Annotated in this window: 14 protein-coding genes and 1 pseudogene; 5 read left to right on the top strand and 10 right to left on the bottom strand. The window is 40.8% G+C overall.

Annotated elements, in window-relative coordinates; translation table 11 throughout:
• Window positions 1–20: 20 nt before the first annotated feature.
• Window positions 21–590 carry a M50 family metallopeptidase gene (locus HYW21_04505; protein MBI2548584.1) on the bottom strand — a complete coding sequence of 190 codons (570 nt, stop codon included), beginning with the start codon at window positions 588–590 and terminating at the stop codon, window positions 21–23.
• A gap of 92 nt (window positions 591–682) precedes the next feature.
• Between HYW21_04505 and HYW21_04500 the strand changes: the two genes are divergently transcribed.
• A complete protein-coding gene (locus HYW21_04500) occupies window positions 683–1,537 on the top strand; it encodes a methyltransferase domain-containing protein (protein ID MBI2548583.1) in 855 nt (284 codons plus the stop codon).
• A 23-nt stretch (window positions 1,538–1,560) separates the two neighbouring features.
• Complete coding sequence (locus tag HYW21_04495) at window positions 1,561–2,388, top strand: hypothetical protein (protein ID MBI2548582.1); 828 nt, start codon at window positions 1,561–1,563, stop codon at window positions 2,386–2,388.
• Here HYW21_04495 and HYW21_04490 read toward each other — a convergent pair.
• The 4 genes and pseudogenes from HYW21_04490 to HYW21_04475 form a co-directional block, all read right to left on the bottom strand.
• On the bottom strand, window positions 2,346–3,197 hold the full coding sequence (locus tag HYW21_04490) for a hypothetical protein (protein MBI2548581.1): 852 nt from the start codon (window positions 3,195–3,197) through the stop codon (window positions 2,346–2,348). The genes HYW21_04495 and HYW21_04490 overlap by 43 nt on opposite strands.
• A 48-nt stretch (window positions 3,198–3,245) precedes the next feature.
• A complete protein-coding gene (locus tag HYW21_04485; GenBank protein MBI2548580.1) occupies window positions 3,246–3,725 on the bottom strand; it encodes a hypothetical protein in 480 nt (159 codons plus the stop codon).
• A 164-nt stretch (window positions 3,726–3,889) separates the two neighbouring features.
• Window positions 3,890–4,669, bottom strand: a complete 780-nt coding sequence (locus tag HYW21_04480; protein ID MBI2548579.1) for an anaerobic ribonucleoside-triphosphate reductase activating protein — start codon at window positions 4,667–4,669, stop codon at window positions 3,890–3,892.
• Window positions 4,647–6,835, bottom strand: a pseudogene (locus tag HYW21_04475) (ribonucleoside triphosphate reductase). Before HYW21_04475 ends, HYW21_04480 begins: the two are co-directional and overlap by 23 nt.
• 130 nt (window positions 6,836–6,965) lie before the next feature.
• Here HYW21_04475 and HYW21_04470 point away from each other — a divergent pair.
• Window positions 6,966–7,388 carry a helix-turn-helix transcriptional regulator gene (locus HYW21_04470; GenBank protein MBI2548578.1) on the top strand — a complete coding sequence of 141 codons (423 nt, stop codon included), beginning with the start codon at window positions 6,966–6,968 and terminating at the stop codon, window positions 7,386–7,388.
• Window positions 7,389–7,463: 75 nt separating this feature from the next.
• Here the strand turns inward: HYW21_04470 and fsa are convergent, their stop codons facing one another.
• The 4 genes from fsa to HYW21_04450 all read right to left on the bottom strand — a co-directional run bounded on the left by fsa (window position 7,464) and on the right by HYW21_04450 (window position 11,273).
• The gene (fsa, locus tag HYW21_04465) at window positions 7,464–8,111 is read right to left on the bottom strand and encodes a fructose-6-phosphate aldolase (protein MBI2548577.1); all 648 of its coding nucleotides are present in this window, start codon (window positions 8,109–8,111) and stop codon (window positions 7,464–7,466) included.
• A gap of 239 nt (window positions 8,112–8,350) precedes the next feature.
• A complete protein-coding gene (gene tsaD / locus HYW21_04460; protein MBI2548576.1) occupies window positions 8,351–9,286 on the bottom strand; it encodes a tRNA (adenosine(37)-N6)-threonylcarbamoyltransferase complex transferase subunit TsaD in 936 nt (311 codons plus the stop codon).
• A 297-nt stretch (window positions 9,287–9,583) separates the two neighbouring features.
• The gene (locus HYW21_04455) at window positions 9,584–10,711 is read right to left on the bottom strand and encodes a GTP-binding protein (GenBank protein MBI2548575.1); all 1,128 of its coding nucleotides are present in this window, start codon (window positions 10,709–10,711) and stop codon (window positions 9,584–9,586) included.
• Between the two features lie 40 nt (window positions 10,712–10,751).
• Window positions 10,752–11,273 carry an NYN domain-containing protein gene (locus HYW21_04450; GenBank protein MBI2548574.1) on the bottom strand — a complete coding sequence of 174 codons (522 nt, stop codon included), beginning with the start codon at window positions 11,271–11,273 and terminating at the stop codon, window positions 10,752–10,754.
• 102 nt (window positions 11,274–11,375) lie between these two features.
• Here HYW21_04450 and HYW21_04445 point away from each other — a divergent pair, with 102 nt between their 5' ends.
• Complete coding sequence (locus HYW21_04445) at window positions 11,376–11,777, top strand: ribonuclease P (protein ID MBI2548573.1); 402 nt, start codon at window positions 11,376–11,378, stop codon at window positions 11,775–11,777.
• A 12-nt stretch (window positions 11,778–11,789) separates the two neighbouring features.
• The gene (locus HYW21_04440) at window positions 11,790–13,802 is read left to right on the top strand and encodes a hypothetical protein (protein ID MBI2548572.1); all 2,013 of its coding nucleotides are present in this window, start codon (window positions 11,790–11,792) and stop codon (window positions 13,800–13,802) included.
• A gap of 27 nt (window positions 13,803–13,829) precedes the next feature.
• Here HYW21_04440 and HYW21_04435 read toward each other — a convergent pair whose 3' ends face one another.
• Window positions 13,830–14,900, bottom strand: coding sequence for an amidohydrolase family protein (locus HYW21_04435; protein MBI2548571.1), 1,071 nt, complete (start codon window positions 14,898–14,900; stop codon window positions 13,830–13,832).
• Window positions 14,901–14,964: the final 64 nt, after the last annotated feature.

Raw genomic sequence — 14,964 nt, 5'->3', positions numbered from 1 at the left:
TAGGATCAAATAAACTTTGATCAAAAAAATAGTTTAAACAATCCGGCAAAGACTTGATAGCCATCAAATGGTGGAATGGGGAGCATATTGAAGAAGAACAAAAACATATTAATCTGTTTTGTTGCATGCATAAGAAGCAAGGTCTTTTTCTTTTTCACTAAACGTTGTTTAATCATGAACCATGAACCGAGCCATAAGACAAGGTTCATAAAAGGCCCTGCAAAGGCAATGACAGATACATTTAATGAACTTAACCCGGCAGTATAATAACTGACGTAGCCGGGAACAAAGAAAATAAACCCAACATGTAATAATTTGAGAACTAATCCAACCAAAAGCCAAAGATAGGCCGCATGAAAGGTTGCTTGAACTCCATAACTCAGGGCAACGAACTTATGTGCAAGTTCATGAAAAACAATAGCTGGTGCGGCTACAGCACAACCAAAGAAAAAATCATGCCAGTCAAATCCTGAGGATACAGCAGTTTGATCAATCAGTTGTCGTGCAGGCTTAAAGAGATCGCTGAAAATAAAGCCAATAAAGGCAATCATAATCAGCATGTCAATGAGTTCTTGAAGGACAAAGATCATTCGAAAGTAAAAAGAGTTGCGATTTAAATAGTTTGTGCTAGTCAAAAAGTTACACTATAAACGTTTATAAAGCATACAAGGTTTGCCAGAGTATGGGACGGCTACCGTTAATACCACAACGCGAGGAGGCAGTAAGAGCTGACCTGGAAACAGGCTTGGCAGAGATGCGGAGAGTTAACTATCATTTCCCACGGGACTATGGCGGCTTTGTTAGAGAACTTTCTCGAGCAACATATCGAGAGTTTTGGGAAGGAAATCATCCACTCTTGGAAGGACTTGAACAAGGAGCTAGAGAACAACAAATGGTTCCCACTTATCTTGCTGATTTTTGTTGTGGATCAGGAAAAGGAACATTAAAAATAGCAGAGCTTTTTCCTGAAGTAGAAGTCTATGGATTTGATGATATCCAGAAGTACATTGCAAAAGCAAAAAAAAGAGCCAGAGGAGAAAGAAATTCACGAGTACATTTTCTTGAACGAGACGTTTACCGATTCAGATGGGGAACTCGTGCATTTGATGTAGTGACCTTTCACAAGGCTTGTGGAACACTTGCAGATAAAGTTATTCAGTATGGAACAGAACATGACGTCCCGATGATAGCGGGAAAAGGTTGTTGCCATGAGACTATTTCTCCTACACCTTCACGATCACAGAATCTCTTGTGCAACTGGTATGTGAGAAAGATGAATCAAAATTATGATGCCAATATTAATGCACCGCGACAAGGTGTTGACTGTGATCTTTTGAGTAACTTTGCACGCGACTCGCTAGGAATGACTGAACAGGAATTAGAAAGAATAGCAGCAACTGCTATTGACGTACAATTAGGAGCTAGGATTGTTGATTTAAATAGAGTCATGAAACTTATTGAGAGAGGATATGTCGTAAGTTACAATGAAACTAACCATATTGTCGTAGCGAGAAGAAAAAATCCGGCTCTAGAATAAGGGTATAATGTGAGGTTAATAATGTGAACATAGACGTTAAAAAGATTGCGAACATTGTATGGAAACAGGGAATCGGACTGTACGTAGCTTCATATGTAGCAGTATCTGCTCATGTTGGTTATGATTTCGTTAGATATAATTCCCTAAGAATAGAACAAGGAAAAACTGTCCAATATCTTGAAGTAAGGAGATACCACATTGATATTGATGGCGAGGAGAAAGAGTTAACACTGGTTGGGGAAAATCATGATTATAACAAAACAGAATATGAAATGGCACAGAAGCTGGTTGATGAACATCAACACTTTGCAGAGGAATCAGGAAGTGGTCATTTACAGAATATGTCATTTGGAAATCTACTTTATGCGTTAGCATGTTTTAAACCTCTTGAAATAACGTTGTTTTATCAACATTTAGGAAATGGAAGATGGTATGATTCGATTAGAGATATTGCTGAAGAAAGAGGCTACAATGTTCATGCTTTAGAAAAAGCAGATGATCCATTTACGAATATGTCTACTGGGGAAAGAATAAAATACTTTGCTCAATGCTTTTTTTCTCCATTAACTGCCCCATTAGCATATTATGGAGGAAAAAACGAAACACCCTATGATCCAAGTCAATTTGCAAATTTTTCGTATAGAACATCTTTGGTAGATAAGAGAGATAGGGTTATGGCAGATAGCATTGTAGACTTAATGAGAGAAGATGACATTGATGAACTATTAGCAGAGTTTGGTAGACTCCATCTTGATGGAGTTATTTCACATCTTTCTCAACAAGTTTCATTACGGGAAATTTGTGAGGATCACGACATCTTTTTACTACAGTCTGCATCTGTTAATCCATGACACCCTGAAGCACAACAACCATCACCAGTAACACATTGGGTAATTGGGTTATACCAACAGATTTGAGAAGACAAACACTGATCAATGGTACAGGAATTTGCATCATCACATTGATTATTAGTAGTGCATTGTTTTGTTACGCAATCATTATCAATGGTTGAGCATCCTTCAGGGCAGCATCCATCATTTGAGGTACAGGTGGTAATGGCTTCAAAAGTACATGTTGTCTGGCAGTCTGTTCCTCTCTTAACATTTACCGTGCATGCATTCTGATCATCACAGGTTCCACAAGTGTCTGTTATTGCGAGATCACATACCTCTCCAGAGTCAAGGATACCATTGCCACAGGTTTTTTCTTCACGAAGAAGGGTTTGATACGCACTCCCTGATAATGGGCTGTCATCATCGAGCGAAACTTGAGACCGAGAATCAAGAGAAGTAGTTCGGTAAGGAATGGCGAGTTGGATGCTCAGTAAGGCAAGAACGCCAAGAACAATAACAAAAAGCTCGATAAAAACAAGGGTTGTGAGATATGGTCGAATTTTTGGATATGAACCTCCCAAAAGTTTTCTTAAGAGAGGACGATCTGGAAGAGCACGGATAGGAAGTGCTACTGCCATAACCGTACGCTGAACAAATGAAGTATCCTGAAGTTTTGGATTTGCAGAACGCCAACGTAAGTAATCACAAGCTTCTTCCAACTCCTGCTCATGAAAGCCCTTGTCAAGTCCTTCACAGAGTATATGTTCTTTTGTCTTTCCTTGCTCCTTTTGTGCCTTGACATAGGCAATAAGGTCGTCAGTTAACATTACAACCTCAACTCGCAATCTTATTAATGGATCGGATCATTCGTTTCCTTAAAGTAATTGTTCTAGTGTATAAACCACTGAAATAAAAAGTGCTGCAGCAACGTACATTAAGAGTATCTGCACAATAAAGACACTACGTGCATGGCTTTGATCCTCAGGACCTTGGAGTACTTTTGTTTTATCTGGCTGTAGTGCTTTCCATTTTTCCCAAAGGAGCGCTATAAAACATGCTCCAAGATAGGAAAGGAAAAGGATGATGATAAAACGTGTTGTTGAAGCTGCCGTTGCACAAACTCCCAACACTTCAAAGGTATCACAGGGAAGGAGCTTGACAATCTCATAAATCACAAAAAGGATTGGGAAAAAGGGTAATGAAACCAATCCAATCAGCATATGGAAAAAAGTGCCTTCTTGAAAACTTAAGGTAAAAATCATATTATAGGAAGAAAGGACTAGGAAGAAAAGCAGTGACAATTTTAACGAAGAAACTCGAAGAAAATGCTGGAGCGTTCCTAAAAAACGGTTCATTGAATTCCCTCTTTTTCCCTGCTATGGTTCATTACTGCCACAGTGCCTCTCTCACGAGAATCTGAGAAATAAGTAATCCTATCTTTATAAATATTTGCTTGGCAAAAAGTAAGGCATTGATCACAACACCACGATAACGTGTAAATATACATTCACGTCTTCAATCACGCTCGAATACCAACGTTGGTGACATAACCTTGCAAAATCGTTTGAAAGGTTTTCAAGGTTTCAAGAGAAAGCGGCTGTAGTTGCTGATAGCGAGGATCAATGGTCTTTCCATCCGGTCGAAACTGTTGGATGAAATGCTGCTTTGCTCCGTTAATTAACTTCCCAATCCCATGGATGACCTCTGCATTTATGACATCAGGCACCACAGTGGTCCGAAATTCATACGTGGTTGTATGCATGATAATGGAAATGCTTTCCTGAAGTGCATGGGTATCAACAGCTACACCTGCAACCTGCTCATACCTGTCGAGCGAAGCCTTGATGTCCATGGCAATATAATCTATAAGATCTTGGGCAAGAAGTTCCTTGAGCAAAGCAGTATTGGTACCATTGGTATCGAGCTTTATCAGAAAACCAAGCTCTTTGATCTTTTGACAAAATGTCACCAGAGAAGCTCCATAGAGGGTTGGTTCGCCACCGGTAATGCAAACCCCTTCAAGGTATGTTTTTCTCTTCGTGAGAAAAGAAAAAAAATCTTCGGGAGAAAGAGTCGGTAGATGTAACGAACGTAATACCAAATCGGAATTATAGCAATAACCACACCTGAAGTTGCACCCACCCAAAAAGACCGTACAGGCAATCATCCCCGGGTAGTCTATCAGTGTTGTCTTCTGAAGTCCTTTGAGCGGAGGATACTTCCCTACGGAGGGCACACCAGTCGGTAAATGACTATCATAAGCCGGACAAGCAGGACTAATGCTCCAGGAGGGTTGCATGCTTTAAGCTCGCAGGTTCTGTGTATTCAACACGATCGGTAAATTCTTGTTTTTTTCCAATGTTCCAGTTTTCGACTGGACGAAAATAACCGACAATCCTGCTGTAGACTTCTGTTTTCTTGTTGCATCTCATACTCTCACCTCCAGAGTAACCGAGGATTTTCCATCCTTTACTTCATGCGTGTTTGCATCACTTACTGAACAGGGACAGGTAAAGTGCTCTCCTTTAATGTATCCATGCTCAGGACAAACACTAAAGGTGGGTGTAATGGTAAAATACGGAAGATGGAAATTATGGGCAATGGTTTTGACCAGTTTTTTCGTTGTCTGGAAATTGTCGAGACGTTCGCCCAAGAAACAATGGAGGACCGTACCTCCAGTATACAGGGTTTGCAAGGCATCCTGATGTTCCAGTGATTCAAAGACATCCTCAGTATGGTTTACGGGCAGATGCGTTGAATTCGTATAATACGGCCGTTCCTTTGTTCCCGCAGTAATGATGTCAGGATAGGTTTCCACGTCTTTCTTTGCAAAACGATACGTAGCGGATTCACAGGGTACGGCCTCAAGATTATACAGATTCCCTGTCTGCTCTTGAAATACGCGCATTTTTTCACGAATAAAACCAAGAGTCTTTACTGCAAATGCCTTCCCTTCAGGGGTTTCAATTCCTTTTCCCAGTAAGTTAAGGAGTGCTTCGTGCATACCATTAATACCAATCGTTGAGAAATGGCTACGGTAGCTCCCTAAGAATTTCCTGGTAAAGGGCATGAGTCCTGCCTTAAGGTTTGCCTCAACAATTCTTCGCTTTGTCTCAAGACTTTCTTTGGCAATATCTAGCATGAGATCAAGGCGTTCGAGAAACTGTTCTTCACTATGCGACAAATACCCTAGACGGGCAAGGTTGATAGTTACTACACCAATACTTCCGGTTTGATCCCCTGCTCCAAAAAGACCGCCCATTTTGTTACGAAGTTCTTTAAGATCAAGCTGCAATCGACAACACATACTCCGGATATCTGAAGGCTTTAATGAGCTATTCACAAAATTCTGAAAATAAGGCGTTCCGTACTTAGACGTCATTTCAAAGAGAAGATTGGCATTTTCACTATCCCAATCAAAATCTTTGGTAATATTATAGGTCGGAATAGGATAAAAGAAGGTTCTACCATCAGCATCCCCTTCCAACATTACCTCAATAAATGCCTTGTTAATCATATCCATCTCTTTTTGGCATTCGCCGTAAGTAAAGTTTTGTTGTTCGCCTCCAACAATCGCAGGCTCATCGAACATATCCTCGGGAACAGCCCAGTCAAAGGTAACATTCGTAAAAGGTGCCTGGCATCCCCATCTACTGGGCACATTCAGGGAAAAAATCAACATCTGGACATTCTGTTTGACGGTCCGATAATCAAGGTTATCGGTCTTGACAAAGGGAGCAAGAAGGGTATCAACAGAAGAAAATGCCTGCGCACCGGCATGTTCCATCTGCATGGTTCCCATAAAATTAACCATTTGAATGATAACGACTTCAAGATGTTTGGGTGGTTTTGAGCGTATCTTTCGAGAGACACCACCAAAACCCATAAGCAAAAGATTCTTTAATGACCATCCACAGCAGTAGCCGACAACACCAAAGCCAAGATCATGGATATGGATATCAGCATTACGATGGGCACTTGCCACCCGGTCAGAATAGATTTCATTCAGGGCATAATTTGCAATAATCTTTCCTGACACGTGTGACATAAGACCAGAAAAGGAGTAATCTGCATTACTGTTTTCATAGACTCGCCAGTCAGTTTTTTGGAGATACTCATCCATTGATTCCTTGACTTCAAGAAAGGTTCCTTTCGTCGTTCGTATTTTTTCATGCTGCTTTCGATAAAGGATATATGCCTTTGCCGTCTTTGCATGACCGGTCTTAATGAGGATTTTTTCGACAATATCTTGGATATCCTCAACACTCGGAACATTATCTGCACCAAACTTATATTCAAGAACAGTGACAACCTTGTCAGTTAATAACTCTGCTTCTTTAAGGTCAGAACCACCAACAGCCTGTGATGCCTTGATAATAGCATGCAAAATACGCTCTTTATTGAATTCAACCAGTCTTCCATCACGCTTTTTAACCCACACCAAATGGGATTCTTTCTTCTCCATAGTGTTCACCTGCTTTGGGGAGAGTAATGCTCAAGAGCAATCTCCCTACATGAAAAATCCCCCTTAACAAAGAAGATATTCATCAAGCCTCAATAATATTTAAATAATACCTACACTTTTTTGTAGTCATATGCAGCAAGCCAGAGAAAAATGTGGGATAGTAGACCTCCATCATCTCTTTGGAAAGAAATGGACCTATGCACTCTTCTACAATATTAACGAAGAACCCCTAAGCTTCAATGAGTTGGATGCCATGGCAGATCGATCGGTTAATCCAACCTTATTATCGAAACGACTGAAAGAACTCAGCGAGTTTCATCTTATTATACGAGAAACAAAGAATAATCGAGTATATTACCGCTTAACCAAAGAAGGAGCACGACTTAAACAACTCTTCATGGAGATAAAATTGCTGGCAAAAGAGATGGGATGTGCCATTCCCAAAGAGTGTAAAGAAGGTGATTGTTCAGGATGCAAACTCTTCAGAAAACACGTCTTCCTCGAGACAACATTGAAGGATATTAAAGGAAAGGATAGCAAAACAAAATCTTAAGATTCTTTGTAAGACTAACTCGATAGTTTGAAGTCACCATTTGTGACCGCAAGTTGGGGTGGTAGAAGAACAATGCTATTTCTTAGGAATTTTCTTGTAATCTGCCAAGAATGTTGCAATCCCTTTATCGGTGAGTGGATGCTGAACCATCTTTTGAAGAACATTGAAGGGAAGGGTACAGATACCTGCACCGAGCATTGCAGCCTCTTTTACATGGTTTGGGTGCCGGACACTGGCAACAAGCACTTGAGTTGGATAGTCATAGTTGCTGAAGATAACGACGATCTCAGCAATGATATCCATACCTTCATGGCTGATATCATCCAAGCGTCCAATAAAAGGACTGACAAAGGTAGCGCCTGCTTTTGCTGCAAGTAATGCTTGATTTGGGGTAAAGACCAAGGTAACATTTGTCTTAATGCCGAGCTTGGTACATTCCTTCACTGCCTTTAACCCTTCGATGGACATAGGGACTTTGACATAAATGTTCTTATGGATCTTGGCGAGGTCTTTTGCCTCAGCGATCATTCCCTTTGCATCCTCAGAAATCGTTTCTGCACTAATAGGACCATCAACAATAGTGGTGATTTCCTTTACAACCTCCTTAAATGATCTTCCGGTCTTTGCAATAAGTGATGGATTGGTGGTTACGCCATCGAGAATTCCCCAGGAATTGGCTTCCCGAATCTCTTGAACATCGGCAGTATCTAAAAATAATTTCATGGTCTCCCTCCTTGGTGAATACGTTTGTTCTGTAATATAATAGAGGACAATCGTTTTTAATATGGTTTTTCCTTTATTATATACTAGAAAACCTAACAAATAATATTAAACATTTAGGTTTTCTATTATAGTACGTAGTAAGTTATATTCGGAAGAAGGTAGGTCTCATTTATATATTTTTTGTTAGATGGTTTCATCCAAAGATTCACTGACGTTTGTTATATCTGGTCACAATAACCTTACTTCCATGTTACCTCAATATCATCAGTCCGTTCATACGGTTTAATGACTGTTTCAGGGAGCTCCATCCGCTTTCCTGATTGATGTATTAAGATGCCCAGCCAGGTAATCATGGCTCCATTGTCCAGAAGGTATTCATTCTGGGGAACAAAACATTGTGCAGAACGTCCTTGACACATCAATGAACACATCTGTTGAAGCCGTTGATTACATGCAACACCACCTGCAAGCAGGAGTTCTTTTTTCTTGCAGTGAGCTAAGGCACGCTCAGCAACCTCTACTACCATGGCAAAAACGGTTTCTTGAATAGAATACGCAAGATCTTCAAGCGTATATTTTCGGGAATCGTATTTCTGCTTGACATTGGTCAAGAGACCACCAAAACTAACGTCCATTCCCTTGACGGTATAAGGCAAAGCAATGTAATGTTTTCCCTTTCTCGCAAGGGCATCAATCTTTGGTCCACCAGGGAATCCCAAGCCTGCATAACGGGCAAAGGAATCAAGAAAATTACCTATCCCTTGATCAAGAGTTTCTCCAAAGATACGATATTTTTTACCCTCATAAGCAATAATCTGGGTGTTTGCGCCTGACGCATACAGGAGTACAGGATCTTTCGCAGAGGTAACTAATTCACCAATAGCTAAATGCGCAATACAATGATCTACGCCAATAATCGGAAGATGAAAACGGACGGCTAAAGTTCGTGCAGCAAAAGCACCAATGCGTAGGGCATGTCCTAAGCCCGGACCTTGAGAAAAAACAATCAGAGAAATGTCCTTCATGCTGAGCTTTGCCTTTAATAAGGCACGCTCCAAAACAATATCACAAACCTGAACATGATGATCTGCTACTTTATGAGGAATCATTCCCCCGCTCGGAGAGCTATAGCTATCTTTTTCATTCGCTAAAATCCTTCCATCTCTTGTAACAATCCCGACACCAAAAGTATCTCTGCCTTACACGTCTCTCGGAGATTCTACGACGATATAACGATGTATTTTATAGTTATTTATCTCCTATTTATTCGCGTGCAGTACTTTCGATACCGAGTGCAATAAACGGCTTCATGATAACATTGTGAATCAGAGTAATAAGCAGCGTGCCACGCCAGTGGCGGCTGACGGATTTGCAAAGCAAATCCTACTCGTTACCCCGGAGGGGGCAACCCCCAACTTCGTCAGCGCCATTTATGGCGCTGTAATCTTGAACAGTTTACTTTAAATGACCTCCTATTTGAGGTGGAGTTCTAAGATATCATTGTCATGGAGGACATAATCAGTACGTAACAACCGTTGTCCGGGGAATCGCGAAGAGCCCCACACACGGGCAAATTTGAACTTCATGATGAAATCCTTATGTAATTTCTGACACACATCAGTAATCGTTGCACCCTGCTTAATAATGAGAGGCACCTTAAGATCAGCTTCTTTCTGTGGCTCTTTCAGATAGATTTTCATAAGCTTCAATCTGGTAAAAATAAGCTCTTTGAGTTCTGAGATACCGTATTTTGTTTCTGCAGATATAGAAAGATCCAAAGGAAATGCCTTCTGTAGTTGCTGCAATCGTTCAGGAATAACCGCATCAATTTTATTGAGCACGAAAATAGCAGGCATGTAGACACGATTTCCGTTAATAACATCAATCAGCTGATCATCACTAATATCTTCACGAATAAGGACATCGGCATTCGCATACTTAAATTCCCTAAAAATAGCCTGGATGGTTTCATGCGTCAGCTTGGTGAGAGGAACGGTATTTCCTATCCGAATCCCATCTTTTGCTCGTTTGGTAACTTTAACCTCTGGTTTTTGTTGGTTAATCCGAATACCTGCTTCAAAAATTTCATTGATCAATGCACGATAATGTTCAGGATGAAAGACATCGATAATAATCAGTAACATATCTGCACTCCGCATGACGCCAAGAACCTCTTTCCCTCTTCCTCTGCCTGAGGCTGCACCATGGACAATCCCTGGAATATCTAAGATCTGGATTTTTGCATGTTTATATTCCATCAATCCTGGAATGACGGTCAAGGTTGTAAACTCATAGGCAGCAACAGGAGAGTTTGCATTAGTAAGCGCATTGAGCAGCGTGGATTTTCCTACTGAAGGAAATCCAACAATAACAACCGTCCCATCATTTGTCTTTTTGACTGAGTAGCCTTCACCTTTTTTGGACTGCCTTGCTCTTGTCTCTAGCTTTTCTTTGAGCTTAGCTATCTTGGCCTTGACCAATCCAATATGATGCTGCGTACTTTTATTGTACGGCGTTTTCACTAGCTCATCCTGGAATTCCTTAATCTGGTCATGAATTGTTTTTTTAGATTCAACGATAGTATCTGCTTTTTTTTCCATCATACCTCAAGTTCGAGCAAAAGAACAACGTAAAGAAAACTCAGGGAGGCACCCTAATTTTAGGATCATACCGTAAATATTTCTTTGGGTTTTGATCTAAATCAATAAAGTCATCAACCACTTGCTTCAACAATGAGGAAGAACTTTTCCCAAACGCCATAACCTCTACCCGACATCCATGCGATTTTAGATACTCAACAAGATCCTTAAAATCTCCATCACCACTCGAAAGGACAATGGTATCAACCTTTTCAGCGAGCCGGATAGTATCCATGGCAATGCCTACATCCCAGTCTCCTTTTTTTGCGCCACCATAAAATATCTGTAAATCCTTTGCCCTCACTTCAAAGCCAATCTTTTCTAAGACCTCAAAAAAATTCTCTTCATCTTTCATGTCTGCTTTAATGACATAGGCAAATGCACGAACAAGCTTACGATTGTTCACGGCAGTTTTGAGAAGCTCAATGTAATTAACCTTTGCTCGGTAAAGATGCTTTGCCGAATAATACAAATTTTGGACATCAACAAAAACTCCAACCCGTTGTTCTTTATGTTTGGTCATCATAACTCCATAAAGATCCGCTTTCTACTTTATGCTTACAGATCTCTATAACAGACTACTTTTCCCCTTAAATTTATATAGTTTTTGGTCATTAAGGTACTTATGCATGTCAAGGAACAAACCGTAAAACCTGGATTACACAAAACAAGGGAAAAACAACGGCATCGGAAAAAGCCTGAGGGACAGAAAAGGGTTGCTCAAGAGCGTATTGATATCCTGTTTCTTCAAGCAAAGGAGGCAAGTAAAGAAGATCCACAACTTGCTCATCGCTATGTTCTGCTTGCAAGAACCATTGCTATGAAGTACAAAGTAAGCATTCCACGAGAATGGAAACGACAGTTTTGTCATTATTGCTATTCATTTCTTGTTCCTGGGAAGAATTGTCGTGTACGGTTGTACCAAGGAAAAATGGTATACTACTGTTTGCACTGCAAAAGGTTTATGAGATATCCCTACCTCGCTGCACAACAAGGCGGATCAGTTAAAAAAGAAAAAACAGAGTAAAACGGTAAGATCATGGCCCAAGTGGTTGTTTCACCATCCTATGATCCTGCCCAATTTGCCTATGACCAGGCAAAAGCAGGATCACGCGAATTTATGTATCAATTTCTCTGTAAGCAGTTTCCCAAAGCACGAGACAAGCTTCGTGCACTTTATTTAAGTGGTCCTACCCCTATCGAAGCAGAACAGGTCTACCTCAGAGCCGGATTCCAACCAACATCTCTTTTCGCGATTGATCATAATCCTAACATCCTTCATGCTGCAGAAGCAACTGCACGTGAAAAAGGATTACCGATTAACCATAGTTGTAGCACAGAAATTGATTTTTTAAGATATCCACCAAAAGAACTTGGTAGTCATCCATTGGATGTTGTTTCGCTTGATTACCTCTCAACCTATGGACCAATGGTAGTGAAGATGCTTGATGAACTCTTTGACGTTGAAGCTCAGCATCTTGGAGATCATGCAGTACTCTTTATCAATACTCAGGCACGGAGAGAAAATCCTCAGTATCAAGGAAGATTAGCCCTCTTAAATACCTTTGTTCCTGGCTTGGCCCAAAATGATGCCAGGACTCTGGCATATGTCATGGGAAGCAAGAGTCTTCACCAAAAACTAGATCAACACGAAAAAGATGCACAAGCACTGACACTTACAGGCATTCGTGCCCTTGAACTCATTCTTCAGGGAGCTTCTCCGAAAGCAGGCTCGAGATTAGGCGAAGCACGCTTAGGCCTTTTTGCTGATGTCTATGTTCATACGCAATTTCCGCTTCTTCGACGAGTTTCATTTTCTGATATAACCCATGCCGTAACGCAGCTCGATGAAGAAGATCCTTCCCTAGATTCAATTGAAGTCATAAGAGGACTTGAAAGTCTCGAAACATTCGCAACACGTTTTCCTGCATTGATATATCATCAAGAAGAGACCTATCGTGATGCAGTAAAACTTGCCATTGCGAGTAGTGTTGGTCCCTTTGAAATGTATGCAGGTATAGGAGTAGAAAAATATGGAGCAAAAACAAGGGAAGATGCTTTCCGAGCAGGATTTTTAGCAAACCGTATGCATGCATGGTTAATCACCGCGTATGATGTCTATACCTACATCAGCATGAGCTCTACTCCAATGATGCTCCATGCCTTTGCTCTCCAAAGAAGATTAACAGAACCACAGCGAGAGAGAACTCAAGCCTATGGTCTTGATTCATTACTTGCGATAGGCCGATGGCATGATCAGCTTTGTACCAGTGATGCTGAACAGTTCAAAACACTTCGAACAGCACTTCACGATGCTGGGATTGATCCAGAAGACCTCAGTGGCCTTGAATCATATCCAGGGTTAGAACATTTCCGAGCAGGACAGCGATTACGTGAGATTGGGAATAGCAAACATTACCGACGTTTCAGAGACCAGGATTTGGGAGCCTTGTTCATTGACTCTCAAGGGGTTGATCATGTGCGAGAACAGTACTGGGAACGCGTTGTTGTGGCAACACAACAGGTAGCAGAAAGAACTGAGAAAATGGATAAGAACATCCTACGAGAAGTAAGTGGCAAAAAAGCTACAGGAAGTGATAGAGACAACCATAGACCGGCATTCCTTGTAGACGGACAAATACGAATGCTCCATCAACAAGGATACAGCATTGCTGATCTTTTTGATTTGTTCACTGATAAACTCCCTGGATGGACTGAAGAAGATCTTGGAGATTTTATGGGGGGCCCAACAGTAGCGGATAAGGATACCATGCGCTTGGCATATGTTGCTGGTCTTAGCACCAGAGAGATTTATGACCTCTTTCATCCACGATTTCCTGCACTTTCTTTAAAGGAGATTGGTAGTGTGTGTGCCTGGGCACGAATTTATGATGACAGAAAATTACAGGAAACCCTACGGATGGCAGCTATTGCTGGATTAGAACCAAAACAAATACATGAAATGTTTCAGCCAGCATTTCCACGGCTTTCTTTGGAAAGAGTTGAGGCAATGTACCGATGGACGAAAGTTTTGGAAGGAAGAAGGGAGTAAGGTCTTTCCGAATTTCACGTTTACGTATTATGATTGAACAATTCCCAAAAATCGTTCTGGTGCGTTTTGGTAAACTTCAGCTAAGACATCCTCAGAAAGCACTAATCCATCTAATTCTAAATGCAGGTCGTCACCAACAGAACAGTTATAACGCTCTTTCTCAAGCACATCACGATAACACATAGTAAGATTATACATCCAATCCTCAGTTTTCTTGGAATTTTCAGTAATGACCATATCAGTGCCAAACATGGTTCTGCTTGCATAGCGAGTGAAAAAATCCTTATATTTCTGAGGGTCAGTTGAGATCCGTTTAAGACCGTCTTCAACAAAAAATCCAAACGAGATATCAGTATAGAGATGAGGATATTTTTCCATGAGTTCAGCAAGTCTTGTAAGATTAATGCTGGATAAACAGAAATGAGGACAACTAATGACTAAATCAGGAAAATCATCCAAGACTTGGACAAATTCTGCGTAGAGTTGTGGCTTTCCTGCATTGACATGCCAGATAACAGGGATATGGTTTTCTTCAAGATACGCATACACCGGATACATGTCTGTTGCATTCAGGGGATAATCATAAAACATCACCGAATGACCGCTGTAGAGCTTCAATCCTTTACTTCCCTGCTTCATACACTGTTTGAGCTTTTCCAATTTTTCCGGATCCTTCGGATAAATCGTACAAAAGAGTTGATACTGGTCAGGATACTGACGAGCAAGCTGCAAAAGATCTGCATTGTTCTCATCATATCCGGTGAAGCCCGATCTCCCCTCAAGGACGGTTGCTTCAGGACTTCCCACAAGAACCGTCATGGTGATATTTGCCCTATCCATAACATTAAGGAATTTTTCACCAAGTTCAGTATACTGCATATGTTCATGGAGATTATAAATACGAACACCATCAAGTTGCTTGTTTTTATTTTCCTGTTGACGCATTGACGCAACACTCCTTTCAACTCCAGAAGTCTGTGAGAAAGAAGAGCAGGCAGTGAGGAACAGCAGAAGCACCAACAAAAGAACAAGGAACTGCATTCGAGCACAAAAGAAAAAAGAGTACAAAGAAAAACGGGAGTTTCTACGTAATATCATGGAGACTTCAAAAAAAAGAACCTATATAAATGTTTTTAAAACGACGGAATCAATTGAAAAAGTT

This window comes from Candidatus Woesearchaeota archaeon (assembly GCA_016187565.1).
In the GTDB taxonomy this organism is placed as follows: Archaea; Nanobdellota; Nanobdellia; order Woesearchaeales; family JACPJR01; genus JACPJR01.
Note: the sequence above shows the minus strand (reverse complement) of the source record. Positions and strands in the feature narration are given on the sequence as shown.